19 protein-coding genes are annotated in these 24920 nt (G+C 50.9%); 13 read left to right on the forward strand and 6 right to left on the reverse strand.

Annotation, left to right across the window (positions count from 1 at the left end; translation table 11 throughout):
* Positions 1-210 precede the first annotated feature (210 nt).
* From METMI_RS0108855 to METMI_RS23545, 3 genes are all read right to left on the reverse strand, one after another.
* Positions 211-1581 (reverse strand): calcium-binding protein, encoded by a 1371-nt coding sequence (locus METMI_RS0108855; RefSeq protein WP_019865921.1) that lies wholly within the window; start codon positions 1579-1581, stop codon positions 211-213.
* 226 nt (positions 1582-1807) lie between these two features.
* Positions 1808-2260 carry a hypothetical protein gene (locus METMI_RS23540; RefSeq protein ID WP_156829804.1) on the reverse strand — a complete coding sequence of 151 codons (453 nt, stop codon included), beginning with the start codon at positions 2258-2260 and terminating at the stop codon, positions 1808-1810.
* 11 nt (positions 2261-2271) lie between these two features.
* A complete protein-coding gene (locus METMI_RS23545) occupies positions 2272-3318 on the reverse strand; it encodes a hypothetical protein (RefSeq protein WP_019865923.1) in 1047 nt (348 codons plus the stop codon).
* Positions 3319-3351: 33 nt separating this feature from the next.
* On the opposite strand from METMI_RS23545, the gene METMI_RS0108870 reads away from it, so the two are divergent.
* The 5 genes from METMI_RS0108870 (at position 3352) to METMI_RS0108890 (ending at position 12262) form a co-directional block, all read left to right on the forward strand.
* Positions 3352-5124, forward strand: a complete 1773-nt coding sequence (locus tag METMI_RS0108870) for a sensor histidine kinase (protein WP_019865924.1) — start codon at positions 3352-3354, stop codon at positions 5122-5124.
* Between the two features lie 3 nt (positions 5125-5127).
* Positions 5128-6495, forward strand: a complete 1368-nt coding sequence (locus METMI_RS0108875; protein WP_019865925.1) for a sigma-54-dependent transcriptional regulator — start codon at positions 5128-5130, stop codon at positions 6493-6495.
* A 138-nt stretch (positions 6496-6633) separates the two neighbouring features.
* Entirely contained in the window at positions 6634-8142 is a 1509-nt protein-coding gene (locus METMI_RS23550; protein ID WP_019865926.1) for a DUF1800 domain-containing protein, read from the forward strand.
* Between the two features lie 9 nt (positions 8143-8151).
* Positions 8152-9339 carry a DUF1501 domain-containing protein gene (locus METMI_RS0108885; protein WP_019865927.1) on the forward strand — a complete coding sequence of 396 codons (1188 nt, stop codon included), beginning with the start codon at positions 8152-8154 and terminating at the stop codon, positions 9337-9339.
* A 319-nt stretch (positions 9340-9658) separates the two neighbouring features.
* Positions 9659-12262, forward strand: coding sequence for a glycosyltransferase (locus tag METMI_RS0108890; RefSeq protein WP_029151574.1), 2604 nt, complete (start codon positions 9659-9661; stop codon positions 12260-12262).
* Positions 12263-12681: 419 nt separating this feature from the next.
* Here METMI_RS0108890 and METMI_RS0108900 read toward each other — a convergent pair whose 3' ends face one another.
* The 3 genes from METMI_RS0108900 to map form a co-directional block, all read right to left on the reverse strand.
* The gene (locus METMI_RS0108900) at positions 12682-13686 is read right to left on the reverse strand and encodes a cytochrome-c peroxidase (RefSeq protein WP_019865930.1); all 1005 of its coding nucleotides are present in this window, start codon (positions 13684-13686) and stop codon (positions 12682-12684) included.
* A 194-nt stretch (positions 13687-13880) separates the two neighbouring features.
* A complete protein-coding gene (glnD, locus tag METMI_RS0108905) occupies positions 13881-16514 on the reverse strand; it encodes a [protein-PII] uridylyltransferase (protein WP_019865931.1) in 2634 nt (877 codons plus the stop codon).
* Positions 16511-17275, reverse strand: a complete 765-nt coding sequence (gene map, locus METMI_RS0108910; RefSeq protein WP_019865932.1) for a type I methionyl aminopeptidase — start codon at positions 17273-17275, stop codon at positions 16511-16513. Before map ends, glnD begins: the two co-directional genes overlap by 4 nt.
* A 267-nt stretch (positions 17276-17542) precedes the next feature.
* On the opposite strand from map, the gene rpsB reads away from it, so the two are divergent.
* The 8 genes from rpsB to rseP all read left to right on the forward strand — a co-directional run bounded on the left by rpsB (position 17543) and on the right by rseP (position 24899).
* Complete coding sequence (gene rpsB / locus METMI_RS0108915) at positions 17543-18295, forward strand: 30S ribosomal protein S2 (protein ID WP_029151575.1); 753 nt, start codon at positions 17543-17545, stop codon at positions 18293-18295.
* Between the two features lie 122 nt (positions 18296-18417).
* Entirely contained in the window at positions 18418-19305 is an 888-nt protein-coding gene (tsf, locus tag METMI_RS0108920; RefSeq protein ID WP_019865934.1) for a translation elongation factor Ts, read from the forward strand.
* 81 nt (positions 19306-19386) lie between these two features.
* A complete protein-coding gene (gene pyrH / locus METMI_RS0108925; protein ID WP_019865935.1) occupies positions 19387-20100 on the forward strand; it encodes a UMP kinase in 714 nt (237 codons plus the stop codon).
* A 12-nt stretch (positions 20101-20112) separates the two neighbouring features.
* On the forward strand, positions 20113-20670 hold the full coding sequence (frr, locus tag METMI_RS0108930) for a ribosome recycling factor (RefSeq protein ID WP_019865936.1): 558 nt from the start codon (positions 20113-20115) through the stop codon (positions 20668-20670).
* A gap of 15 nt (positions 20671-20685) precedes the next feature.
* A complete protein-coding gene (locus METMI_RS0108935) occupies positions 20686-21447 on the forward strand; it encodes an isoprenyl transferase (protein ID WP_019865937.1) in 762 nt (253 codons plus the stop codon).
* A 19-nt stretch (positions 21448-21466) separates the two neighbouring features.
* Complete coding sequence (locus METMI_RS0108940) at positions 21467-22339, forward strand: phosphatidate cytidylyltransferase (protein ID WP_029151577.1); 873 nt, start codon at positions 21467-21469, stop codon at positions 22337-22339.
* Positions 22336-23529, forward strand: coding sequence for a 1-deoxy-D-xylulose-5-phosphate reductoisomerase (ispC, locus tag METMI_RS0108945; protein WP_019865939.1), 1194 nt, complete (start codon positions 22336-22338; stop codon positions 23527-23529). Before METMI_RS0108940 ends, ispC begins: the two co-directional genes overlap by 4 nt.
* On the forward strand, positions 23529-24899 hold the full coding sequence (gene rseP / locus METMI_RS0108950) for an RIP metalloprotease RseP (protein WP_019865940.1): 1371 nt from the start codon (positions 23529-23531) through the stop codon (positions 24897-24899). The genes ispC and rseP overlap by 1 nt, the downstream gene beginning before the upstream one ends.
* Positions 24900-24920: the final 21 nt, after the last annotated feature.

Genomic DNA, 24920 nt, shown 5'->3' on the forward strand with positions numbered 1-24920 from the left:
TTGGTTATGTTTAATCCATTGATTTATAGATTGTTTAAAGATGGATTTTTAAGTCAGCGGGTTTTTTTAAAACAAAAAACCCCGCAAGAATTGTTAGATTATATTTAACAAATATTGCAGGGTTGTGTTTATGTAGAAATAAATTTTTGGTGGTCTTTAAGCGGTTAACCCTAAAGGTGACAGGCATCGCCTTTAGGGCTTTTGTTAAGATTACAAAATAATATCGGTGGCGGAAAGGTTGCTAACACCCGTCAGCTGGATAGAAAACTCAGCTTGGGCATCGGCATCCGTACTGCCTGACAAGACATGGGTGACGGCGTCAAAATGCAATTGTCCCGTAGCGTTGGTGTTGCTAAATGCTTGGCCGCCAATAAAATTAAAGGCTTCGTTAATACCGGGTGTCGATGTATGGGAGTCTATCGCCGACAAGTCAATTTTATCCTGGCCATGAATGAAGTCCTTGATGATGTCTTCAAGGTAAACGGCCTCATTGGCAAATTTGAAGGTGTCCGACCCAGCCCCTCCGGCCAGCTGGTCATGGCCGGAATCGCTTATCAACAGGTCATTGCCGTTGCCGCCTTGCAGGATATCGTCACCTAAGCTGCCCGCCAAGATGTCATTGTCGTCACCACCGAAAATGGCATCGTTGCCGGCTCCGCCAAAAAGTTTGTCCGCCCCGGCCTCACCAAATAGCGTGTCATTGCTGTCACCGCCAAAGAGCGTGTCGTCACCAACGCCAGCATAGAGCCTGTCAGCACCCGCCTCGCCGAATAAGGTGTCATTGCCTAAACCGCCGAGCAAGGCATCATCGCCAGTGCCGCCATAGAGCCTGTCTGTGCCTGCGTCGCCGGACAGGGTGTCATTGTTGTCACCGCCAACTAAGGCATCATCGCCAATGCCGCCATAGAGCTTGTCAATGCCGGCATCGCCGGACAGGGTGTCATTGTTGTCACCGCCAAACAATGCATCGTCGCCAGAACCGCCATAGAGTTTGTCAATGCCTGCATCGCCGGACAGGGTGTCATTGTTGTCACCGCCAACTAAGGTATCGTCGCCAGAACCGCCATAGAGTTTGTCAATGCCTGCGTCGCCGGACAGGGTGTCATTGCTGTCGCCGCCTCCAATGACATCATCGCCAATGCCGCCATGGAGATTATCAATCCCAAAGCCGCCAAACAGGCTGTCATTATCTTGGCCGCCATTGATCGAATCGTCGCCATTGCCGCCGTAGATAATATCCTTACCCAAGCCGCCGACCAAGTCATCATTGCCTTCACCGCCATTGAGGCGGTCGTCGCCATTGCCGCCATCAAGATGGTCGATGCCCAAGCCGCCAACCAGGCCATCATTGCCTTCACCACCATTGAGGCGGTCATCGCCATTGCCGCCATCAAGATGGTCGTTGCCCAAGCCGCCGACCAGGTCATCATTGCCTTCGCCGCCATTGAGGTGGTCGTTGCCTTCGCCACCATCAATATGGTCATTGCCTAGGCCGCCAGTGTGGTCGTCATCGCCTATGCCACCGTGATAGTTGTCAGTGCCATCGTTGCTGTCGTCTAATAAGTTAGTTTTGTTGCTCATTGTTATTGCTCCAATTATTTTGGGATGGGGTGTGTTGCAGGCGGGTCAGTCCCCGCTAATTTTATTAAAAGCACTAACCGTGCCATCCGATATTTGTGTAATAACAATTTGTTTTATATAGAAAAAAATAAAATATTTTGGTGTTAAAAATACTTTGGCGGCTGACGCTACAAATTTTGCAGGTGAATTTTTTGGGGGATTACAGTTATTGCAGGGTGAAGCCTTTTTATTGGGCCGGTTTTTGGCAATAGGGTTTTAGTGTGTATGGGGTGGGCAGTTTAAAAACCACCTGCACCCTCTCATCCAAATGGCAGGGCAAGATATAGCCGATGGCGCCACGTGTGCCCGTGACAAAACGCAGCATGGCTTCTACGGAGGCGACCACATACGGCGGGGTGATGCCCTGAAAGTACTGTTCGTTCCAGTAAGATTCCAATGCGTCTATGTGGCGGTGGAATAGGGTGTCTGAAAACGCCTGCCGGATGGGGTTGTCTGGATTTAGGTTCAGGGGGATCCAACGGATGCCGTCTTCATTCAACAGGGTCTTACGCAAAAAGATGTTTTCCAAGCGTTTGCTGGTGGCGTTGGTGAATGGCGTGCCCGTTCCGGTGATGACCAAAATATCATCCGCATAGGCTGGCGGGCATGCCATCAGTGCCCATAAAACTAATGTCCGCATGTTCATCATGATTAAAAGAACATGGAGATGGAAGTAAAAAAACCGCTAGGCGCTATAGGCTCGTTTTGTGCGCCAAAGCGGTATTCGACCTTGAACACTAGCGGCACAAAGGGTCTCCAGGCCAAACCTGCGACACCGACATGGGTGTCCGTGGTGATGAAGTGATGGGTGCCATTCAGATATTCATAGCGGCCAATTGCAAAAACATGCCCTGCTAATGGCGCGATGCCTTGTAAGTAAAATCCCTGCTCCTGCCCTTGGCTATCGCTGGCATGGCGGTAAATCGCCTCTGCCGAAACTTCGTAACTATCCTTTTTCCACAGAAAATCCACCCCCAGCAAATCATTCCGGTCCGCGTTAGGCGACACTTCCGTATTGAAATCAATAAAAGACAGGCCGATCTGGCTAGTTTCTGACAGTTCAAAATTGACACGCCCGCCGAAAGCGGAACCAAAGCCAGTGGTGCTGCTATCGAAAATATCAAGCCTGGCCGAATGGTCAGAATAAATGGACACATCCAGATTATGCTCGTTGAGCTGGAAGCGTTGGGTTAGCATAATGCCATTTAGATGGGGGCTAAATAACGTTTCGTCGGTGACCAGGGGGCGGGTGGTTGTCCAGATTAACGGCGCGGCATGGATGATGTTCCAGCGGCCTATGGGGGTCAGGAATTTGCCCAGCCGCACCGTCGTTGTTTCCGATGCTAAAAGGTCGACATACAAACGCTCCGCCCTTAAGGCGTGGCTGAAGCTGTCGGATTGCCGGGTGGACAGCCAATCATCCACTTCGATTTCGGAAAAAAAACGGATGCGGTGATGGGGTGACCACGTCAAGAACAGGCTTAGCTCATCCAGTTTGAGTTGATTGGCTGGTTTTTCAGGATGTTGGTACGAGACATTGACATAGCCGCCCAGGTTGAAGTCGGCATCCGGCCAGCTTATTCCGCGTCCCCAGTGGTACGATGGCGGTATACTGGTGTCCGCCCAGCTGGCATGCCATGTGCTTTGCCACAGCATCAGCAGCAACAATGTGATGCCCGGATGTAAAAACTTGACCATATTGCTTTTGCGTTAACTTAATAGAGACTACGAATGACAATCCGCTATACCTTGTTGATGTCTTATTTGCTCATCAGTCTAGCATCGGCATTATTGATCACCGCAATGATTTTCGTGCACCTTCGGGAAATTTTACGGCTGGAAATTGACAACAAGCTCCAGTCCCAAGCCACCACTATTATGCAGCAAATTGACACCACATTGTTTGAGCGTTTTGAAAATATGGCCATGTGGAGCCAATTGGAAGTCATGCAGGAAATCCGTGTCGGCGATGTCGACAAACGCCTGGCGCATGTCCTTAACGAATTGCACAGCGGCTATGGCGGCATTTATGAACAAATTTTTGTTGTCAACCAGCAAGATGAGATTGTCTCGGCGAATGACAAAAAGCGCATAGGCCAGCGTTATCCGCATACGGAGCCGTGGTTGAGCGTCACCCATAAAGACCATACCCATTCGTTGGATTATCTCGATACCCGGCAGGAACAATTGTATTTCTCGATTCCTATCCCCGATGCGTTCGGTTCGGGTGATTTGGGGCGCTTGTACGCCAGCTTTGATTGGCGGGAGATGTCCCGCCTATTGGATGCGCCGTTGCCCTTTAGCCCTAAGGACTCACCCTCGTATGCCTTGCTGATTGATGGCGCGGGCAAGATTATCGCCACGTCCTCCATCCTTCGTGGCCGGCCTGTACAATTTGCCCATTTGCCGGAGCTTTTACTGCAAATGACTGGGAGCACCGGTTCGCTGACCACCACCGCTGGCTTCCTTAACGATGAAGAAGTGCTGGTCGGTTACGCCAACGCACAAGGTTACCGCTCGTTTAATGGCTTTGGCTGGCGCGTGTTGATTTTGCAACCCAGCAAAAATGCGCTGGCCCCTGTGTGGAATTTATGGGCGGCGATACTGGTGTTTTTAAGTTTGACGGTGTTGCTGGGGATTATCGTGTCGTTTTGGATGTCGGCGAAAATCGCCCGGCCTATTGTGCAGTTGGCGCAATTTACCCGTGACTTTATGCAGGGCAAGCCAGTGACCCCGCCATTGGTCAAATCCAGCCGGGAAATCACCGAGTTAAGCACCCAGTTTTCGTTGATGATCGACCACTTGGAGCAATCGCGGCAAGATTTGGTGCGGGTTGCCAAACTCGCGGTGATTGGCGAAATGGCGGCGAGCATGGCGCATGAAGTCAGGACGCCGCTCGGCATTTTGCGCTCTTCCGCGCAAATCTTGCAACGTGAGCCTGGCCTCAGTGACATTGGGCAGGAAGTGGCCGGGTTCATTTTAAGCGAAACCCAACGCCTGAACGGATTGGTGACGACCATGCTGGAATGCGCCAAGCCCCGGCCCCCGCAATTCACCCGGCATGACCTTCATGGCATTATCGGCCATACGCTGGAATTGGTGCAAAGCCACGCGGAAGCCCGGCGGGTGCGGATTATTACCGGACTGAATGCCAAAAATTCATTTCTGGATTGTGATAAAGATCACATCATTCAAGTGCTTTTAAATTTATTATTGAACGCCCTACAACACGTTAATCTTGGCGGGCATGTCGAAGTGAGCACAACGGCCCATGCCCACACCTTGGAAATTTGTGTCAACGATGACGGTGCTGGTATCAGCGATATCAACAAAAACAAAGTGTTCGAGCCATTTTTTACCTTGCGTAAGGAAGGTGTCGGCTTGGGTTTGACCGTCGTCCAGCAAATTGTGCTGGCGCATCAAGGTAAAATTTTTGTTACCGACAGCCCTTTGGGAGGCGCGTGTTTCCATGTTGTTTTACCGATTATTCATCAGGAACCTTAATTAATGCCCAAACAAACCATTCTGGTCGTCGATGACGAACCGAAAATGCGCCGTGTGTTGGAAATCATGCTGACACAAATGGATTATTGCGTCTTGCAGGCGGCGGATGGCCGTGAAGCCTTTGACATCCTCACCGAGCGCACCGCCGACTTGGTGATCACTGACTTGCGGATGCCAAATCTGGACGGTATCGGCTTGTTGCGGCAATTGCGTGAAAAAAACAACGATATTCCGGTCATTGTCGTGACGGCTTATGGCACGGTGGAAAGCGCGGTGGATGCGATGAAATACGGTGCTAGCGATTATATCGTCCGGCCATTTGAACTGGACGCCGTAGAAGCGGCGGTGCAACGCGCCTTAAGGTTAGGTAAGGTGCAACGTGAAAACCGTTATTTGCGGCAGCAAGTCGATCAGGGTTGGCGGGGGTTTATCGGCACCAGCCAGGCCATGCAACAAGTTTATAAGCAAATTGAGCAAGTGGCCGCGACGAAAACCGGCGTGTTGATCCAAGGCGAAACCGGCACCGGCAAAGAGCTGGTCGCCCGCGCCATACACAATGCGTCATCACGGGCTAAGGCCCTGTTTGTCTCCATCAATTGCGCGGCGATTCCGGCGGAGATTTTGGAAAGCGAATTGTTTGGTTATAGCAAGGGTGCGTTTACCGGTGCGAATAAGGAGCGCATCGGCAAATTTGAATTGGCGGACGGGGGGACTTTATTCCTGGATGAGATCACCGAAATGGACATCAACTTACAGGCCAAACTACTGCGGGTGTTGCAGGAACGTACACTGGAACGCTTGGGCAGCAACCGCACCATTTCGGTTGATGTCCGGGTGATCGCCGCGTCCAACCGCAACCCGCGCCAGGCAATTGTTGACCATAAGCTGCGTGAAGATTTGTTTTACCGTCTGAATGTGTTCACCATCGCGCTTCCCCCGCTACGTGAGCGGCGCGAAGATATACTGCCGTTGGCGCATTTTTTTCTGGAAAAACACGCCCGCGATTTTGGTTTTAGTTTTAACGGCATCGAGGCGGATGCCGAAGCTTGCCTGACCGCTTACAGTTGGCCTGGCAATGTACGGGAATTGGAAAACATGATGGAGCGCGCGATTGTCTTGAGTGGGGGCAAAATGATTGGCATTGAACATTTGCCTAGTGATGTGCTCGAAGACAGCACACCGCCACAACCGTTATGGGTTGACCAACCCATTGCTTGTGCGGGGCTGAACCGGCAAGTCGAGCAACTGGAAAAACAATTGATACAACAGGCTTTGGCCAGTACCGGTGACAATAAGGCTAAGGCCGCACAATTGTTGGAGATTAGTGAACGTTCGTTGTGGTACAAAATTAAGAAATATTTTCCGTCTTGACTTGGGTTGCACGCACTTTTTTTATCAGTAGGCCATTGTTGTCTTTTCGGCTGACTGGCGGAATGTGGATGTTTGATAAATAAAAAATGTGTGGCTTGTAAACAAGATATGGCGATAAACCCATCTGATGAGGCCTTTATGATAAAGCTGTCAAAAATAGTTTACATGGCGATAGTGTGTTATCTGCCGCTAAATATCGCCGCTGCGCCGCTGACGGGCGAAGATGTCAAATGGCTTAACCGCGTGACTTACGGCGTGGATAGCGCAAGCTTGGCCGCTTACGCCGCTGAGGGCCGGGCGGCTTATTTGAACCGGCAGCTGCAAAATACGGTTGATGACCGTCTGCCTGCCAGGGTTATGGAAATTATCGCCCAGATGCGTATATCGGTGGAGCCCGTGAAAACGTCGGTTATTACTTTTCAAGAAGAACACAAAAGAATCAGTAAGTTGCCTATCGAACAGCAACAAGAACCGAAAAAAATCCTTAACCAGGGGCTTAACCAATATTTAACAGAATCCATGCAGCGGCTGTTGCTGCGGGCGATGTATTCCCCCGCGCAATTAAAAGAGCAATTGACTTGGTTTTGGTTTAACCATTTCAATGTGACCAAGGAAAAAGGCCCGGGCGCTAAAATGCTGATCCCGGACTTTGAAGAACATGCCATCCGCCCGTATGTCCTCGGCAAATTCCGGGATTTGGTGATGGCGACCCTACGCCATCCGGCGATGCTGGTTTATCTGGATAATGCCCAAAATGCGGCCAAGAAGATTAATGAAAACTACGCCCGTGAACTGATGGAATTGCACACTTTGGGCGTGGATGGCGGTTATGCCCAGAAAGATGTGCAGGAATTGTCACGTATCCTGACCGGTGTCGGCATCAACTGGTCTGATAAACAACCCAACCTTAATAAAAAGTATGCCTCATACTACCGGCATGACGGTGGTTTTGAATTTAACCCCAACCGCCATGATTTCGGCGACAAGGTTTTTCTGGGCAAAAAAATTGCCGGTGACGGGTTCGCCGAGGTTGAGCAGGTGGTCGATATGTTAGTCCGCCACCCATCCACCGCACGGTTTATCAGCACCAAGTTGGCGACTTATTTTGTTGCGGACGTCCCGCCTGCGGATTTGGTGGCGGACATGAGTAAAACCTTTCTGGCAACGGAGGGTGACATTTCGGCGACGCTGCGGGTGATGTTTGGCTCCAAGGCGTTTACCGATTCGTTAGGCCGTAAGGCTAAAGATCCCTTGCACTATGTCGTCTCGGCTTTGCGCTTTGCTTATGATGGGCAAGCGGTCGCCAATATGCAGCCTGCGATACATTGGTTGAACGAATTGGGCGAGCCCCTTTATGCCCATCCTACGCCTGATGGTTATGGAATGACTGAAAAAGACTGGCTCAGCCCCCAGCAACTGACCCAGCGCTTTGAGATAGCCAAAAATATTGGTGGAGGGAAAGCCAAGTTAATTGGCAGCGATGTCGACCCGAAAAGCTTAACCGCCCCCGTGTTGGTGAACCCGCTGTATACCCAGTCAATAGAGCCGGGTTTGTCGGAGCAAACTAAAAGCGCCTTGAAAAAAACAGTGTCCCGATCAGAGTGGAATACTTTTTTGCTGTCATCGCCAGAATTCATTTACCGTTAGGAGGCTTTTATGGAACGTCGTATTTTTTTAAAGTCACTGGTGGCCGCCGCCGGACTGTTATCCTGCCGCTCCGGTTTTTTTGCCGCACCGGCTAGCGACTCGCGCTTTTTACTGGTGTTTTTACGCGGTGGCTATGACGCCGCAAATATTTTGGTTCCCCATGGCAGCGATTTTTATTACCAGTCACGGCCAACCCTTGCGATAGCCAAGCCCGATCCGGCCAACCCCCATGCGGCACTGCCAGTTGATGCCAATTGGGGATTGCATCCGTCATTAAAAAATAGCCTTTGGCCTTTGTTCCAAAAAGGCCAAGCCGCGTTCATCCCTTTCGCCGGAACCGATGATTTGTCACGCAGCCATTTTGAAACCCAAGACAGTATTGAATTCGGCCAACCCTTAAGTGCAAGGGATTACCGTTCCGGTTTCCTTAACCGCTTGGCCGGCGTTTTATCAGGCAGCCATGGCGTCGCTTTCACGAATGACCTGCCCATCATTTGCAAAGGCAATGCGGCGATTCCTAACGTCTCCCTTAAAAAACCAGGCAAGCCCGTGTTTGCAGATAGGCAAGAGGCGATAATTGCCGAGATGTATCGTGGCCATGCCCTGAATGAATATGTCCAGGAAGGCATGCAATTGCGTGAGGAAGTTTCCCAGGATTTGGCGCAGGAAATGGTGCAAGCTAACCGGGGGGCGATCCAGTCCAAAGGTTTTGAAGCCGAAGCGCAACGTATGGCGACGCTTATGCGGGAAAAATTCAATATTGGTTTTGTTGATGTCGGGGGATGGGACACCCATTTCAACGAAGGTGGTGCGGAAGGGCAGCTTGCCAATAAAATGGGCAACTTAGGTAACGGGCTGTCAGTTTTTGCCAATGCGATGGGGCCGGTATGGCAAAAAACCGTGGTCGTGGTCATTTCCGAATTTGGCCGTACATTTAGGGAAAACGGCAATCGTGGCACGGATCACGGGCATGGCACGGTGTATTGGGTGTTGGGCGGCGGCATAAAAGGCAAGCGAGTGCTGGGCGAGCAGCTTCATGTCGAACAAAAAAACTTGTTTCAAGACCGTGATTATCCGGTATTGAATGATTACCGTAATATATTGGGTGGCTTATTCCAAACCCAATTCGGGCTGTCCGCCAAACAACTGCAAGCCGTGTTCCCGAATGCCAAACCGATGCAATTAGGCTTGCTGTAAGATACGGTGACCCTAAACAATTCAGGCCTCTGGCTTGCGGTATGGATAATCCTTAATGGGGGATACCCCCCTTAAGGCCATTTTTGACAGGCTAGTTTAGAATAAAAATTTGTTTCTAATCAACTAATTAAGCGATTAGTTGGCGTGGTTTTAATAACCGCAAAAGGTTCCTGACGGTGGTTTAAATAATTTATTGTTAGCTTTGCATCCCGTGTAAAATACTGGACGCAAAGGTTTTTTAACTTTTTGTGGCAAACTTAGGCCTTGATAGCCGCCAGTTTCAGAAATCCCCAACAAACAAACATTTCCGCATCCTTCGATGAAAACAAAAATAGCTACTGTATTGGCTCTTACCTTGCTGGTTATGATTAATTTCAGCATTTGGAGTTTTGTCAACAACCCCTTGCAGTTACAAACGTGGACGAAAACCACGATGGGCTTGACTTACGACCCCACCCGCAAAACCGATGACCCCCGTGACAATAAGTTCGTCAATGAGGAGGACATCGACAAAGATTTGGCCTTGCTGGAAAACAAAGTCCACGCCATCCGTACTTACAGTATGTTGCGTGGCCAGCACAAAATCCCAGAAATTGCCGCCAAACATAATTTGAATGTGACCATGGGGGCATGGATAGACGGGAATTTGGAAAAAAACCGTCAAGAATTGGAAACGCTGATCAATGTCAGCCGCCAGGACAACCCCAAAATTATCCGGGTGATGGTCGGCAACGAGGTCATGTTGCGGGCCGATATTCCTGAGGATGCCCTGATTGAATACATCCGCGAAGTCAAAAAACGCAACTGGCGGCCTGTCAGCACCTCTGAAACCTGGGCGGAATGGTTGAAACACCCGAAACTTGCCGCAGAAGTTGATTTTATCGCCGTGCATATCCTGCCGTATTGGGAAGGCATTGCCGCCGAGGATGCGGTGGATTATATTTTTGACCGCTATCATGATGTCCAAAAAGCCTATCCCAATAAACCCGTCATCATCACTGAGCTAGGCTGGCCTTCTGATGGCCAACCCGCCCGCCACGCCACCGCTTCAGTCTCCAATCAAGCTAAGGTCTTGCGTGAATTTTTAAACCGCGCGGACCAGGAACACATCACTTATTATATCGTTGAGGCCTTTGACCAACCTTGGAAACAATCCATCGAAGGTTCGGCGGGTGCGTACTGGGGGATTTTTAATGCCGATAGGCAAGCGAAATATCCGATGGACGGCGATGTCCTGACTTTGCCAAGCTGGGGCAATTGGGCTACAGGCGCGGCGATTCTGAGCGCGGCGTTGATGGCCTTGTTCCTGCTGACCCGCCGGAGCATGAAATTGCCGGGCATGGTGTTCTTTGGCCTGATCACCAACTTGGCGGTATCGACCATTTTCTGGTCGCTGTCGATAGGCGCACAACAATACCAAACGCCGCTGACCATTATTTTTTGGGTGGTGCTGATTTTGATGCAGGTGCTGGCGGCGATTATTTTGCTGATCGAATCGCTGGAAATTGCCGAAGTGATCTGGCACCGCAAAACCGCCCGCACTTTCCAGCCGTTAACCCCGTCACCGGAATTTAAATACCCGAAAGTCTCCCTGCATTTGCCTATCCACAACGAGCCGCCGCTGATGGTGCGCAAGACTTTGGAAGCCTTGGCAAAAGTCGATTACCCCAACCTGGAAGTGCTGGTGATGGACAACAACACCAAAGACCCGGCCGTGTGGGAGCCGGTGCGGGATGACTGTGAACGGCTGGGGCCGATGTTCCGGTTCTTCCATTTGGAAAATTGGCCTGGCTTTAAGGCGGGCGCGATCAACCACGCGTTGGAGCAAACTGCGGCCGATGCGGAAATTATCGCCGTCATCGACAGCGATTATATTTTGTCGCCGGATTGGCTGAACTGCATGGTGCCGTATTTCGATAATGAGAATGTCGGTTTTGTGCAATCGCCACAAGATTACCGTGACCGCCACCAAAGCACGTTCAAAGACATTTGCTATTGGGAATATGCCGGATTTTTCAACATCGGCATGGTGCAACGTAACGAATACAACGCCATCATCCAACATGGCACGATGACCATGATCCGCAAGTCGGCGTTGCTGGAAGTTGGCAAATGGTCGGAATGGTGCATTTGTGAGGACAGCGAATTGGGTCTGCGCCTGTATGAAGCCGGTTATGATTCTGTCTACGTCAAAGACTCGTTCGGGCGCGGCCTGATGCCGGACACCTTCTCCGGTTATATGACCCAGCGTTTCCGTTGGGTGTATGGCGCGATGCAGATCATCAAAGCCCATTGGCGCAGTTTCTTGCCGACCAAGAAATCCCCGCTCACTTCCGCACAACGCTATTACTTTGTCGCGGGTTGGTTGCCCTGGTTTTCGGACGCGCTGGCCTTGGTGTTCACTGTCACCAGCTTGCTGTTGACCGCGATCATCGTCTACGACCCTATCCATAGCGAATTGCCGATCAACGCCTTCTTGTTGCCGACCATCGGCCTGTTCACATTTAAGGTCTTGCGCGGGTTGTGGTTATATCAGGCGCGTGTCCCGTGTTCGTTCTGGCAATCCTTAGGTGCGGCCTTGACGGGCTTGTCACTGACCCATACGGTCGCCAGGGGCACTTGGCAAGGTTTGCTCACGTCCGGCAAGCCGTTCATGCGTACCCCCAAGTACGAAAAACAAGGGCCGTTGTTCGCAGGGTTGATGGTCATCAGGCAAGAAGTGATTTTGCTGCTGCTATTAGGTGTCGCCATACTGGCGATGGCTTCGTTGGAGCATTTTGACAACCTGAGCGGCAGGTTGTGGATATCCATCCTTTCCGTCCAGGCCGTGCCGTATATTGCGACCTTGGCCACGTTGTTGGTCAGCATTGCCCCGCATTATGGCAAAAATGCCAAGCTTGCCGAAGAATTGGACGAAGCATAGGCCTGTGTAGTTTTGGGGCTGAGGGTGTCCCGGGCCTGGTGTCCGGTGGCCTTCAACCTCCGGTCGTCCCCAGAAGCCGGCCATATTGGCTGGGTGCCGTCGAAAGTATTTTGGGTCGGATTGGGTTTGGATAGCGATGCCAAATTCCGGTCCGGCCCATTATCACATCTTACAATTGCCGATAGGCAGCCTGGCCGCGAAGCCGGCCATTAGTGATTTCTTATTTGGATTGGCGGGGAATGCTGCCTGCGCATCTGAAGGGATGATAGTGCCAAGGCCAACGTTTCCAGCCGCCTAAAGATCTGGACGGGGGGGGGCAAGCTTAGTGCCCACCTTTTGCCTGAAAACTTTTGTTCAATTACTGGCGGTTTTTGACTTGTGGATAGCGGCGTGCCGGGCACGTCGCTATCCACGTTGCCTTAATTGAAGGTTTTGCCTGGGGTGCCCGGGAGGGTCGGCATGGTTTGTTTAGGGAACTCACCGGTCAAGGCGTTCAAGAAGGCGACAATGTCGGCAATTTCTTCTTTTGACAGTTCTTTGCCGAGCTGCACTTTGCCCATCACCAGGACGGCTTGTTCTAACGTTTTGACAGAGCCGTTATGGAAGTACGGCGCAGTCAAGGCAATATTGCGTAACGTCGGCACTTTGAACAAATGCTCATCGGCTTCGTTTTTGGTGACTTCCGCCAAGCCCTTGTCTTTTTTGAGGTGGAATTGCGCTTCAAAATAGTCATTGCCTATAACGGGGAATTTTTGGAACATGCCACCGCCATTGAAAGCCGGGCCGCTGTGGCAGCTTGTGCAGCCGAGCTCGGCCATTTTTTCCATGCCGCGCACTTGTTGTACGGTCAACAGGGCTTTGTTGCCCTCAACGTATTTGTCGTAAACGCTGTTGGGCGTGATCAGGGTGCGCTCATAAGCGGCAATGGCTTTGGTGGCGTTTTCCTTGGAGATGGAATCTTTACCGAATACTTGTTCAAAGGCTTGGTTATAGCCTTCGATGGTTTTTAGGCGGGCAACGACGTCATCCCAGCTTTTCATCCCCATTTCAATAGGGTTGGTGACAGGGCCGGCGGCTTGTTCTTCCAGGCTGGCGGCGCGGCCATCCCAAAATTGGACTTTATTGAATGCGGCGTTCCAGACCGTCGGAGCGCTACGTCCGCCAGTTTGGCCGTTAACGCCCATTGAATTAGGGCGGTTGTCTTCGCCCCCTAGCATGGTGTTGTGGCAAGATGAACAGGACACTGTCCCTGTTGAAGATAGGCGCGGGTCATGATAGAGCATTTGGCCTAGGGCGACTTTTTCCGCCGTGGTGGGGTTGTCAGCAGGTGCTGGCGCTTCTGTCGGTAGGGTTTCCCATGCGGAAGCCACTGAGATTGAACTGGCTAAGGCGAGTGCGGAAACCAATAAACGAATTTTAAACATACCATCCTCCAAATATTATTTTTATAGATTGACGTAAGGGCGGTTGTTGCCCTTAGCGCTAAAGCAAAGGCATAACCACCCGTGAAACTTATTATACCCGTTTGAATTGTAAAATATTACCGATACTGCTTACAATCGGATTACGGTTACAGTTTGGCATTTAGTAAGGGCGTGGCAGCGGCATTTGTGGTTTTTTAATGTTCAAAATCCAACATGGCCAGCATTTCGTCGTGTATTTGCTGCTGCCTTAAGGCATCGGTGATGGGTTGGTTTTGCTGGTCGGTCACATAAAACATATCTTCGGCGCGGCTGCCGATAGTGGTGATTTTCGCGCTATGCAGGCTGATTTGCTGGTTGATGAAGGCTTGGCCGATTTGCGAAAGCAAGCCGGCGCGGTCTGTGGTGACCAGTTCGATGATGGTGTGGCGGCCCAGCGGGTCGTCAAGGAATTGGACGCTGGTCGGGATAGGGAAATGTTTTGCTTGCCGTGACTGGCGGTGCAGGTTTTTGTGTTTTTTAATAAGTTGCTGGCGTAAATTGTTTTGTAGGGCGGTGCGGATATGTTCTTCACGGTAATGGTCGTGGATGGGTTGGCCGGATTGTTCAAGCACTTGAAAGCTGTTGAGGATATAGTCATTCAGCGTGGTCATGATGCGCGCGTCCAATATGGTCAGACCCAGCTGGTCCAGTGTGGCGGTGCAAAGCGAAAAGATGGGGCCGGCGTTTTGGGTGTAAACAAACACTTCCGCGCTGCCGCGCTGGGTTTGCGGTTCCAGGAGCACTAGCGGCAGGTCGTCTTCGGTGGCGTTGGCGATGGCGCGGGTGTGCCAGGCGATTTCATCGGCGGAGTAACGCAGAAAATAATCGTCGCTTAAGTTTCGCCACACGCCGTCTATGGTGTTTTCACACAACCCCAGTTGCCGCAACTCGTCTTTGGCTTCATTTTTATTTTCCAGCAGGCGTTCTGCCAGTGTCACCGGATTTTGCAAGCCTTTGCGCAAGACGCCATGGGTTTTGTTGTAAAGCTCTTTTAGCAACACGTCTTTCCACGAATTCCAAAGTTCCGGGTTGGTGGCGCGGATGTCGGCTACGGTCAGCAAGTAAAGGTAATTCAAGTATTCGACGCTGCCGACCACTTGCGCAAACTCATGGATGACGTCGGCATCACTAATGTCCTTGCGCTGTGCGGTCATCGACATGATTAGGTGGTTGCGGACCAGCCAGGACATCAGTTTGCAATCATGGCTAGAAAGCCCGTGTTGGACGCAAAATTGCTGGGCAATTTCTTCGCCGATAGCCGAGTGGTCACCATTGCGGCCTTTGGCGATGTCATGGAACAGGGCGGCAAGATAGAGCAATTCCGGTTTGGGGATTTGCAGGAAGACATTATGGCAAAACGGTAGCTCGTTATAATGTGCTTCAATTGAAAAACGGCGCAAGTTGCGGATGACAAACAGCGTATGTTCGTCCACCGTGTAGATGTGGAACAAATCGTACTGCATCCTGGCGACGATGTTGGCAAAACTGGGTAAATAAGCCGCCAGCACACCGTAGCGGTTCATGCGCCGGAGTTGCGTGGTGATGCCGCGAGGTTGCCGCAATAACTCAATAAACAGTTGGTTGGCGGCTTTATTGGTGCGGAAAGCGTCGTCAATCAAATCGAGGTTTTTGCGGATCAGGCGGATGGTGGTGGCGCGGATGCCGCAGACTTCGGTGTTTTTTTGCAGGATTAAAAATATTTCGAGCAGCAATAGCGGCTTACGGGTGAAAGCCTCTTCGTCAACGGCTTCCAAGTAGCCATTGATGGAGACAAAATCCTCGCTGATGTCGATAGGCCTACAGCCAGTTTCGCCACAGACAAAGCGCTCGTTAAAGAGCTGCAACAGCATTTCGTTCAAGCGCTCCAGCCCTTGTACGGTTTTGAAATAAAACTGCATGAAGCGTTCGACGTCTTGGTTATATTGCTGGTCATCGCCGCTAAAGCCAAATTGCTGGGCGAGGTCACGCTGGTAGTCAAAAATCAGGCGGTCTTCACCGCGCCGTGTCAACAGGTGCAAAGCATAACGGATACGCCACAGCACTTCGCGGGCGGCAATCAGTTCGTTATATTCCGACTCCGGCATAAAGCCGTATTTGATCAGTTCCTTGAGTGTCGAGGAATGGTAGTGGCGTTTGAACACCCAGGCGATGACTTGCATGTCACGCAAACCGCCAGGGCCTTCTTTGATGTTGGGTTCCAAGTTATAAGCGGTATTGTGCGCTTTTGCGTAACGTTGCTGCTGTTCGGCCATTTTGGCCTGGAAAAATAAGTCTGACGGCCAGATATGGTCGGGCGAGGTCTGTTCTTTCAAATCGTCAAACAGGGTCGGGCAGCCGGTAATCAAACGGATTTCCGTCAAGCTGGTCATGATGGTCTGGTCTTTTTTGGCCTCGGCCACGCATTCGGCAACCGTGCGTACGCTTTGCCCGGGTTTTAGGCCAATGTCCCAGAGGAATGTGGAAAAATTTGCCAAGGCTTGCTGGTATAGGGAGATGTCCTCCGAATCCAGGAGCACGACAATATCAATATCCGAATAAGGGAACAATTCCCGGCGGCCATAACCGCCTACGGCGACCAAGCTTGGTTTTGCGGCGAGCTTGCCCAAAAAATACCCCCAGCCACTGCCCAACAAGTTGTCAATAAAATCGGAGCGTTCCTTGATCAACGGATAAACCGAGCATTGCGGGTCAAATTTTTCCTTGAGCTCCGCATCCTTTTGTTTCAGCAAGAGTTTGAACTGATGCAGGTAATCCGGGGCGTTGAAGAGTTCGGCGTACAATGGGCTCACCGTTCTTCTTGGCGTAGGGTCAAAATTTCATGACCGGTAGGTGTGACCAGCACGGTATGTTCCCATTGTGCTGACAGGCTATGGTCTTTGGTGACCGCTGTCCAGCCATCGGCGAGGACTTTGACATGGCGTTTGCCGAGATTGATCATGGGTTCGATGGTGATGATCATGCCTGCGTCCAGTATTTCGCCAGTGCCGGTTTTGCCGTAATGCAGGACTTGCGGGTCTTCGTGGAACTTTTTGCCGATGCCGTGCCCGCAGAATTCCCGGACGACTGAATAACGGTTGGATTCGGCATGTTTTTGGATGGCGTGGCCAATGTCGCCCAGCCGTGCGCCGGGTTTGACTTGTTCAATGCCACGGTACATGGATTCTTGGGTGATTTTGACGAGCCGTTTCGCATGGGGGCTGGCTTCCCCGACACAGAACATTTTGCTGGTGTCGCCGTGGTAGTTGTCCTTGATCACGGTGATGTCAATGTTGACTATGTCGCCGGATTTCAGTTTCTTATCGTTCGGTATGCCGTGGCAAACGGTCTGGTTGATGGAGGTGCAAATCGACTTGGGGAAGCCTTTATAATTCAGTGGGGCAGGGATGGCGTCCTGGACATTGACTATATAATCGTGGCAAATTTGGTCTAGCTCATTGGTGCTGACGCCAGGGACGACATAGGGTTCGAGCATTTCCAACACTTCGGCGGCGAGCCGCCCCGCCACGCGCATTTTTTCGATTTCACTGTCGTTTTTTATAATGATGCTCATAGTCAATTCAATGTTTCCCGCCACGGTGTTGGCAAATGCCTTAGTGTCAAAAGGTAAAAGAACTGAAGAGTTTAACAGAAACCGTCTTGTTGTATAAAGCTAATTATGGTATAAAGATAAGTTCATTTTTGTACCAATACTCACATTTGTCGTCACGTTTGGTAGGGTGCCGGACTGCTGCGTGCAGGCTGGTTTCCAGACGGGATAAGTGGAGGCGTAACCCAACTCGGGGCAAGTGTCCCGAAATTTTAATTTTAGGAGAAATAAATGGCAGCAGTATCTATGCGTCAAATGCTTGAAGCGGGCGTCCACTTTGGACACCAAACCCGTTACTGGAACCCCAAAATGGCTAACTACCTGTTCGGTTCGCGTAACAAAATCCATATCATTGATTTGGAAAAAACGCTTCCTTTATTTAACGACGCAATGAACTATCTGGGTCAAATGGCGGCAAACAAAGGCACGATCTTGTTCGTCGGCACCAAAAAAGCGGCCCGTAAAGTGGTTGCGGAAGAAGCGGCGCGTTGTGGTATGCCTTATGTCAACCACCGCTGGTTGGGTGGCATGATGACCAACTTCAAAACCATCAAAAAATCAATCAACCGCCTGAAAGAATTGGAAGCCATGAAAGCGGACGGTACCCTGTACCAACGTTTCGGCAAAAAAGAAGCCTTAGGGATGGAACGCGAACTGGAAAAATTGGAACGCAGTTTGGGCGGTATCAAGGACATGAAAGGCGTTCCTGATGTGATTTTCATCTTGGATGTCGGCTACGAAAAAAATGCCATCAGCGAAGCCAAAAAATTGGGCATCCCTGTCGTTGGCGTGGTTGATTCAAACAATTCGCCAGATAAAGTGGATTATGTTATCCCAGGCAATGACGATTCGATCCGTGCGGTTAAGCTCTATTGCGAAAGCGTCAGTGCGGCGGTATTGGAAGCCAAAACAGCGACCTTGGGTTTGTCTGCAAAAGCCGATGACTTTGTTGAAGAAGCAAATACGGCGACAGTGACCGAATAAATGATTGGGCTGTTTTTACAGTGTAAACTGTAGAAATGGTTGGCTTAGGCCAAACGACGCCTCCTTAACGGGGGCGTTTTTATAGTGACAATACCATTTTAAAAACAGGCGAGGAAAATATAATGGGTATCAATATTAGTGCGGCAATGGTTAAAGAACTGCGGGAACGGACCAGCTCAGGCATGATGGAGTGTAAAAAAGCCTTGGTCGAAGCCAATGGCGACATGGAATTGGCGATTGAAAATATGCGCAAATCTGGTTTGGCGAAAGCGGACAAAAAATCTGGCCGTATTGCCGCCGAAGGGATCATCGGCGTTCAAACCAGTGAAGACGGTAAAACTGTCGCTATTGTTGATATTAACTGCGAAACTGACTTTGTCGCCAAAGCCGATGATTTCGTAAGCTTTGTTAAAAGTGTGACCGATGGCTTATTGAATGCGGATATTCAAACTGAAGAGCAATTAATGGCGATGCCATTGGAAGATGGCGTGACCGTTGACGAAATGCGCCGTGGCTTAATTGCTAAATTAGGCGAAAACATCACCGTTAGACGTTTTGAAAAGTTTAACACGGCCACTGGCGGCACCGCTTGTTACTTACATGGCAGCAAAATCGGTGTCATCGTTGAATTGGCGGTGACCGACCCTGAATTAGGCAAAGATGTTGCCATGCACATTGCGGCGAGCAAGCCGATGTGCGTCTCCGAAAGCCAAGTGCCAGCAGACACGATTGCCAAAGAAAAGGAAATTTTCATGGCGCAAGCGGCTGAAAGCGGCAAACCTGTCGAAATCATTGAAAAAATGGTTGTGGGCAGGATCAGCAAATATTTGGCTGAAGTCACCCTGGAAGGCCAGCCTTTCATTAAGGACGACAAAATCACTGTCGGTAAGCTGGTTGCTTCAAAAGGCAATAAAGTCATCCGTTTCAGCCATTTTATCGTTGGTGAAGGCATAGAGAAAAAAGAAGAAAATTTTGCCGAAGAAGTGATGGCGCAAGTCCGCGGCAGTTAATGCTAAAGCCCCAATATTGCGGTATTGGGGCAAACCGCGACCTAAACCGTTGTAATCCTAAAGCTGACCCCCGATAAAATTATGACCCAATTGATTTGCCAAAGAATCTTGCTGAAATTAAGTGGTGAAGCGTTAATGAGCGAAGCTGGCGGCAGTATAGATGCCGGGATTGTCCAGCGGCTGGCAACCGAAATTAAAGAATTGTGCGATTGTGGCGTCCAAGTCGGCTTGGTCATCGGCGGCGGCAACATTTTGCGCGGTGCGGAAAAGGCTTCCCAAGGCCTAGACCGGGTCACAGGTGACCAAATGGGGATGCTGGCGACCGTCATCAACGCCTTGGCCATGCAGGATGCCATCGAGCATTTAGGCCAGCCGGTGCGGGTCATGTCCGCACTCAAAATTAACCAGGTCTGCGAAGATTACATCCGCCGCCGTGCCGTCAGGCATTTGGAAAAAGGCCGTGTGGTGATTTTTGGGGCCGGTACGGGCAACCCGTTTTTTACGACCGATTCCGCCGCCAGCCTTAGGGCGATAGAAATCAATGCGCAATTGATGATCAAGGCGACTAAGGTTAAAGGGGTTTATTCGGCTGACCCTGAAAAAGATAAAAATGCAGTGTTCTATCCGCGCTTAAGTTATGACGAGGCGCTAGACCAGCGTCTAAATGTCATGGACACGACGGCATTAGTGTTGTGCAAAGAAAATAACATGCCCATGCGGGTCATGAATATTTTTGAGCAAGGAGCGATTATGAGGCTAATGACTGGCGAAGAGATCGGTTCACTTATTCAATGAGGAACATAACCAATGATTAACGATATTCAAAAAGATGCGGCAATCCGCATGGGTAAGAGCATAGACGCCCTTAAACATGAGTTTTCCAAAATACGGACTGGCCGGGCGCATCCCAGCCTGTTGGATCAAGTGACCGTTTCCTACTACGGCACTGATTCTTCCGTGTCGCAAGTCGCCAATGTCGCGGTTGAGGATGCCCGCACATTGACTATCACGCCCTGGGAAAAGGGGATGGTGCAAGCGATTGAAAAAGCTATTTTAAAATCAGATCTGGGCTTGAACCCGAGCACCAACGGCATGGTCATCCGGGTGCCGTTGCCGTCTTTGACTGAAGAGCGCCGCCGCAGCTTGGTCAAGGTCGTTAAGCATGAAGCCGAAAATGGCCGTGTCGCGATTAGGAATATCCGCCGTGATGCCAATTCGGACATCCAAAAAGCGTTGAAAGAAAAATTGATTTCCGAAGATGAAGCCCGCTCAGGCGAAGACAAAATTCAAAAGCTGACCGACCAATTCGTCAAAGATGTAGAAAAATTACTGGAAGCAAAAGAAGCCGATTTGCTGTCCATCTAAATCGAGATTAAAGCTATGTCCGATGATGAGCTTAACCCGTTAATGGCAACTAACCCACGCCATATTGCTATTATCATGGATGGAAACGGGCGTTGGGCACAAAAACGTTTTATGCCCCGCGCTTTCGGTCATCAGGCTGGCGTCAAGGCGGTCAGGAAAATTGTTGAATATTGTGCCTTGCAGAAAGTTGAAGTGTTGACCTTGTTTGCCTTTAGCAGTGAAAACTGGCGTCGCCCTGAAGATGAAGTTTCAATGTTGATGGGCTTGTTTTTGGCAACGCTCCAAACCGAAATTAACAAGCTCGACCGCAATAATATCCGCTTACGGTTTATTGGGGACCGCAGCGCTTTTTCCGAAAGTTTGCAGAGCAAAATGGCGGAAGGCGAAGCCCAAACCCAAGGCAATGATGCGCTAACGTTGGTCATTGCCGCCAACTACGGTGGCCGTTGGGACATGTGCCAGGCTTGCCAGCAAATTTTGGACAAAATGGCGACGGGCGGGCTGCCACAGCAAGCCATTACCGAAGAACTGATCGCCCAACATCTCTCGACCACCGACCTGCCCGAACCCGATTTATATATCCGCACCGGTGGTGAACAAAGGGTGAGCAATTTTATGCTTTGGCAACTGGCCTACACCGAAATGTATTTCACGCCCACGCTCTGGCCGGATTTTGACGAACAATCGCTGGAAGCGGCTATTGTCAGTTTCAAAAGCCGGCAACGCCGGTTTGGCCATACCGGAGAGCAGATCCTCAATAAATCAGTCACCTTATAACTTATCTTAAGTACCTACCATGTTACTACAGCGAATAATCACAGCATCCATTTTGGCATCGTTGATCGCCCTTGGCGTTTTCTTATTGCCCATTGAATATTTCTCATTGCTTATGGCTATAATCGCGCTGATAGGCGGATGGGAATGGTGTAGTTTGATTGGCATCCGTTCGCCAATTAAGCGTGGGCTTTTTCTGGTGTTGATGGTAATCCCTATGCTAGGCATCCAATTTTGGACGCAATTGCTGGAAGTGGCGGCAACCATTTTGGATTGGACGGATATTAGGACTTACTCCGGTGCCTTGGAATGGCTGGTGGTGGCGCCCGTTTTGTTCTGGATATTGATGATGGTCATGATCCGCAATTCGCCTGGTGGGATTTTAAAGCTACAGCTAAAAATGCGTTATAAGGTATTCATTGGCTGGTTTATTTTGTTGGCCACCTGGATGTTCATGTCCCGTTTGCGGTCATTTTATGGCCCGGAAATGACGATGTATTTCTTGCTGCTGATTTGGACTGCCGATGTCGCCGCCTATTTCGTCGGTAAAAAATATGGCACGGTCAAGTTATCACCTGAAATCAGCCCTGGCAAAACCGTACAAGGCATGTATGGCGCGTTGGCTTCTGGTGCCCTGTGCGGGGGCATTTTGTGCCTGATTTACCTGTTCCCGATGATGATCTCCGCTGACTTTGTGTTGCTGTCGGCGTTGACAGTGTTGATTTCAATTTACGGTGACCTGTTTTTCAGCGTCGTCAAACGCCAACGCGGCGTTAAGGACAGCGGTTCGATACTGCCCGGCCATGGCGGCATATTGGATAGGATAGACAGCATCGTTGCCGCCGCGCCATTCTTTTATGCGGGCGTGTTTTTGATTTACCGGAGCGTCTCATGAGCAAAACCAAAGGCATTTGTATCTTAGGTGCGACCGGTTCGATTGGGGTCAGCACCTTGGATGTCGTGGCACGGCATCCTGCGTTGTACAAGGTGGTGGCCTTGACCGCCAACACCAACACCGATGCTTTGTTTGAGCAGTGCCTGGAACACCATCCTGAATATGCCGTGGTCGTTGACGAAAAACGGGTGCAGGCGTTCCGGGAAAAAATTAAGGCGTCGATAGTCTCCGACATTAAAATCCTGTCCGGCGCCAAAGCCTTGGAACAAGTGGCGACCTTGCCCAATGTCGATTCGGTGATGGCGGCCATTGTTGGCGCTGCGGGCTTATTGCCTTCGCTCGCCGCCGCCCAAGCGGGCAAGACCGTGTTGTTGGCGAACAAAGAAGCCTTGGTGATGTCCGGTGACATTTTCATGCAGGCCGTCACCGAATCCGGCGCACAATTGCTGCCTATCGACAGCGAACATAACGCAATTTTCCAATGCATGCCCGCCGCCTATAAAACCGGCCAGCATAGCCCGCAAGCACGGCGCATTCTATTGACCGCATCCGGCGGCCCGTTTCGCACCACGCCACTGGCAGACCTGCCGGCAGTCACCCCCGCCCAAGCCGTCGCGCATCCCAACTGGGACATGGGCAAGAAAATCTCCGTCGATTCGGCCACGATGATGAACAAGGGCTTGGAAATGATCGAAGCCTGCCTGCTGTTCAATATGCAGCCCGAACAAATCCAAATCGTCATCCATCCGCAAAGCGTCATCCATTCCATGGTCGATTATGTCGATGGCACGGTGTTGGCGCAGATGGGCAACCCGGATATGCGCATCCCCATCGCCCATGCCTTGGCTTCACCGGAACGCTTTGAATCCGGCGCGGAGCCTTTGGACATCTTTAAAGTCGCGCGGATGGATTTTGAAGCCCCCGATTTTAACCGTTTCCCTTGCTTGCGCCTTGCCTACGAGGCCATCCATGCGGGTGGCATCATGCCCACGGTATTAAATGCCGCCAATGAAATTGCCGTGGAGGCTTTCTTGGACGGGCAAATCCGCTACACCGACATTGCCGTGGTCATCGAGCGCTGCATGAAAGCCATCCCTGTCCGCCCTGCCGACACGTTGGACGTTATCCTCGAAGCCGACCAACAAGCCCGGGCCGTTTCCAAACAACTCCTCGCCGGATTGGATAGCTAATGGACACACTGCATACGCTGTTTTATTTCCTGCTGGCCATTGGCCTGCTCGTGTCCATCCATGAGTTTGGGCATTTCTGGGTGGCGCGGAAAGTCGGCGTAAAAGTGCTTAGGTTCTCGGTCGGTTTCGGCAAGGTTTTTTGGTCTTACCAAAAATCCCCGGATTCCACCGAATATGCGCTCTCGGCCTTGCCTTTAGGCGGCTATGTCAAAATGGCCGATGAACGCGAAGGCGAAGTCAAACCTGAAGATTTGCCGTTTGCCTTTAACCGCCAGCCGGTATGGGCGAGGACTGCGATCGTTGCCGCCGGCCCCATTTTTAACCTGGTGCTGGCGGTGGTGTTGTTTTGGGCGGTCTTAGTGATCGGCGAAGAAGACATCAGGCCAATAGTTGGCCTGCCAGGACAAGGCACCTTGGCGGCGCAAGCCGGATTTGCAGAAGGCGAAGAGATCCTGACAGTCAACGGCAAAACCACACCCACATGGACGGAAGCCATGAGCCAGATCATGGCGGCGGCCTTGGATGGCGAACAAACCATCCACATTGAAGTAAAAGGCCAAGACCAAAGCCAGCATCAAAGGACCATCAGCTTGGGCGAAGGTGAGGCGGATAACGCCGAAAAACTCTATCAGCGGTTGGGCTTCAAACCTTGGTCGCCGAAACTGAAACCCATCATCGGCAATGTCTTGCCTGATAGCGCCGCCTTGGCCGCAGGCTTAAAAACCGGTGATTTGGTCGTTAGTGCCGATGGTGTTGCGGTTAGTGACTGGATGCAATGGGTGGAGATTGTCAAAAAACATCCTGAAAAGCCCGTTAGCATTGTCCTGGAACGTGCGGGCGCTTCGATGCCCGTGACCATCATACCCAAGGCCGTTGCTGCCAGTCCCGAAAGCCAAGAAAAAGAAGGCAAAATCGGCGCGTCGGTTTTTATACCGGAAGGTTTGCTGGCGTCTATCAAAGTCGATTATGTCTTGTCGCCCGTGGCGGCGATTCCGGTGGCGTTTGAAACCACCTATTATTACGCCGTCACCACCTTAAAAATGATGGGCAAGATGCTCATCGGCAAGGCTTCCGTCGAAAATTTGAGCGGGCCTCTCAGCATAGCCCAGTTTGCCGGGCAATCCGCCAGTATGGGGCTAGTGCATTTCATCAAATTCTTAGGTCTGGTCAGCGTTAGCTTAGGTGTGTTGAACCTTTTGCCAATACCCGTGTTGGACGGCGGGCATTTGTTGTTTTTCGCTATCGAAGCCGCGTGGCGTAGGCCTGTCCCGGAAAAAATCCAATTGGCCTTCCAACAAATTGGTATCGCCTTGCTGTTGTCAGTTATGGCCTTGGCAATGGTATTGGATGTGCAACGGGTATTCCATTAAAACTAAAACGGGTGACCCGCC

The sequence above is a fragment of the Methylovulum miyakonense HT12 genome (genome assembly GCF_000384075.1).
In the GTDB taxonomy this organism is placed as follows: Bacteria; Pseudomonadota; Gammaproteobacteria; order Methylococcales; family Methylomonadaceae; genus Methylovulum; species Methylovulum miyakonense.

Bases quoted from the DNA above. Each gene is read 5' to 3' on its own strand.
- METMI_RS0108935 (WP_019865937.1), top strand. From the start codon at position 20,686: ATGTCCGATGATGAGCTTAACCCGTTAATGGCAACTAACCCACGCCAT.
- METMI_RS23545 (WP_019865923.1), bottom strand. From the start codon at position 3,318: ATGGTCAAGTTTTTACATCCGGGCATCACATTGTTGCTGCTGATGCTG.
- tsf (WP_019865934.1), top strand. From the start codon at position 18,418: ATGGGTATCAATATTAGTGCGGCAATGGTTAAAGAACTGCGGGAACGG.
- METMI_RS0108940 (WP_029151577.1), top strand. From the start codon at position 21,467: ATGTTACTACAGCGAATAATCACAGCATCCATTTTGGCATCGTTGATC.
- frr (WP_019865936.1), top strand. From the start codon at position 20,113: ATGATTAACGATATTCAAAAAGATGCGGCAATCCGCATGGGTAAGAGC.
- METMI_RS0108900 (WP_019865930.1), bottom strand. From the start codon at position 13,686: ATGTTTAAAATTCGTTTATTGGTTTCCGCACTCGCCTTAGCCAGTTCA.
- rpsB (WP_029151575.1), top strand. From the start codon at position 17,543: ATGGCAGCAGTATCTATGCGTCAAATGCTTGAAGCGGGCGTCCACTTT.
- METMI_RS23540 (WP_156829804.1), bottom strand. From the start codon at position 2,260: ATGCGGACATTAGTTTTATGGGCACTGATGGCATGCCCGCCAGCCTAT.
- METMI_RS0108885 (WP_019865927.1), top strand. From the start codon at position 8,152: ATGGAACGTCGTATTTTTTTAAAGTCACTGGTGGCCGCCGCCGGACTG.
- ispC (WP_019865939.1), top strand. From the start codon at position 22,336: ATGAGCAAAACCAAAGGCATTTGTATCTTAGGTGCGACCGGTTCGATT.
- METMI_RS0108855 (WP_019865921.1), bottom strand. From the start codon at position 1,581: ATGAGCAACAAAACTAACTTATTAGACGACAGCAACGATGGCACTGAC.
- METMI_RS0108870 (WP_019865924.1), top strand. From the start codon at position 3,352: ATGACAATCCGCTATACCTTGTTGATGTCTTATTTGCTCATCAGTCTA.
- METMI_RS0108890 (WP_029151574.1), top strand. From the start codon at position 9,659: ATGAAAACAAAAATAGCTACTGTATTGGCTCTTACCTTGCTGGTTATG.
- METMI_RS0108875 (WP_019865925.1), top strand. From the start codon at position 5,128: ATGCCCAAACAAACCATTCTGGTCGTCGATGACGAACCGAAAATGCGC.
- rseP (WP_019865940.1), top strand. From the start codon at position 23,529: ATGGACACACTGCATACGCTGTTTTATTTCCTGCTGGCCATTGGCCTG.
- pyrH (WP_019865935.1), top strand. From the start codon at position 19,387: ATGACCCAATTGATTTGCCAAAGAATCTTGCTGAAATTAAGTGGTGAA.
- METMI_RS23550 (WP_019865926.1), top strand. From the start codon at position 6,634: ATGATAAAGCTGTCAAAAATAGTTTACATGGCGATAGTGTGTTATCTG.
- map (WP_019865932.1), bottom strand. From the start codon at position 17,275: ATGAGCATCATTATAAAAAACGACAGTGAAATCGAAAAAATGCGCGTG.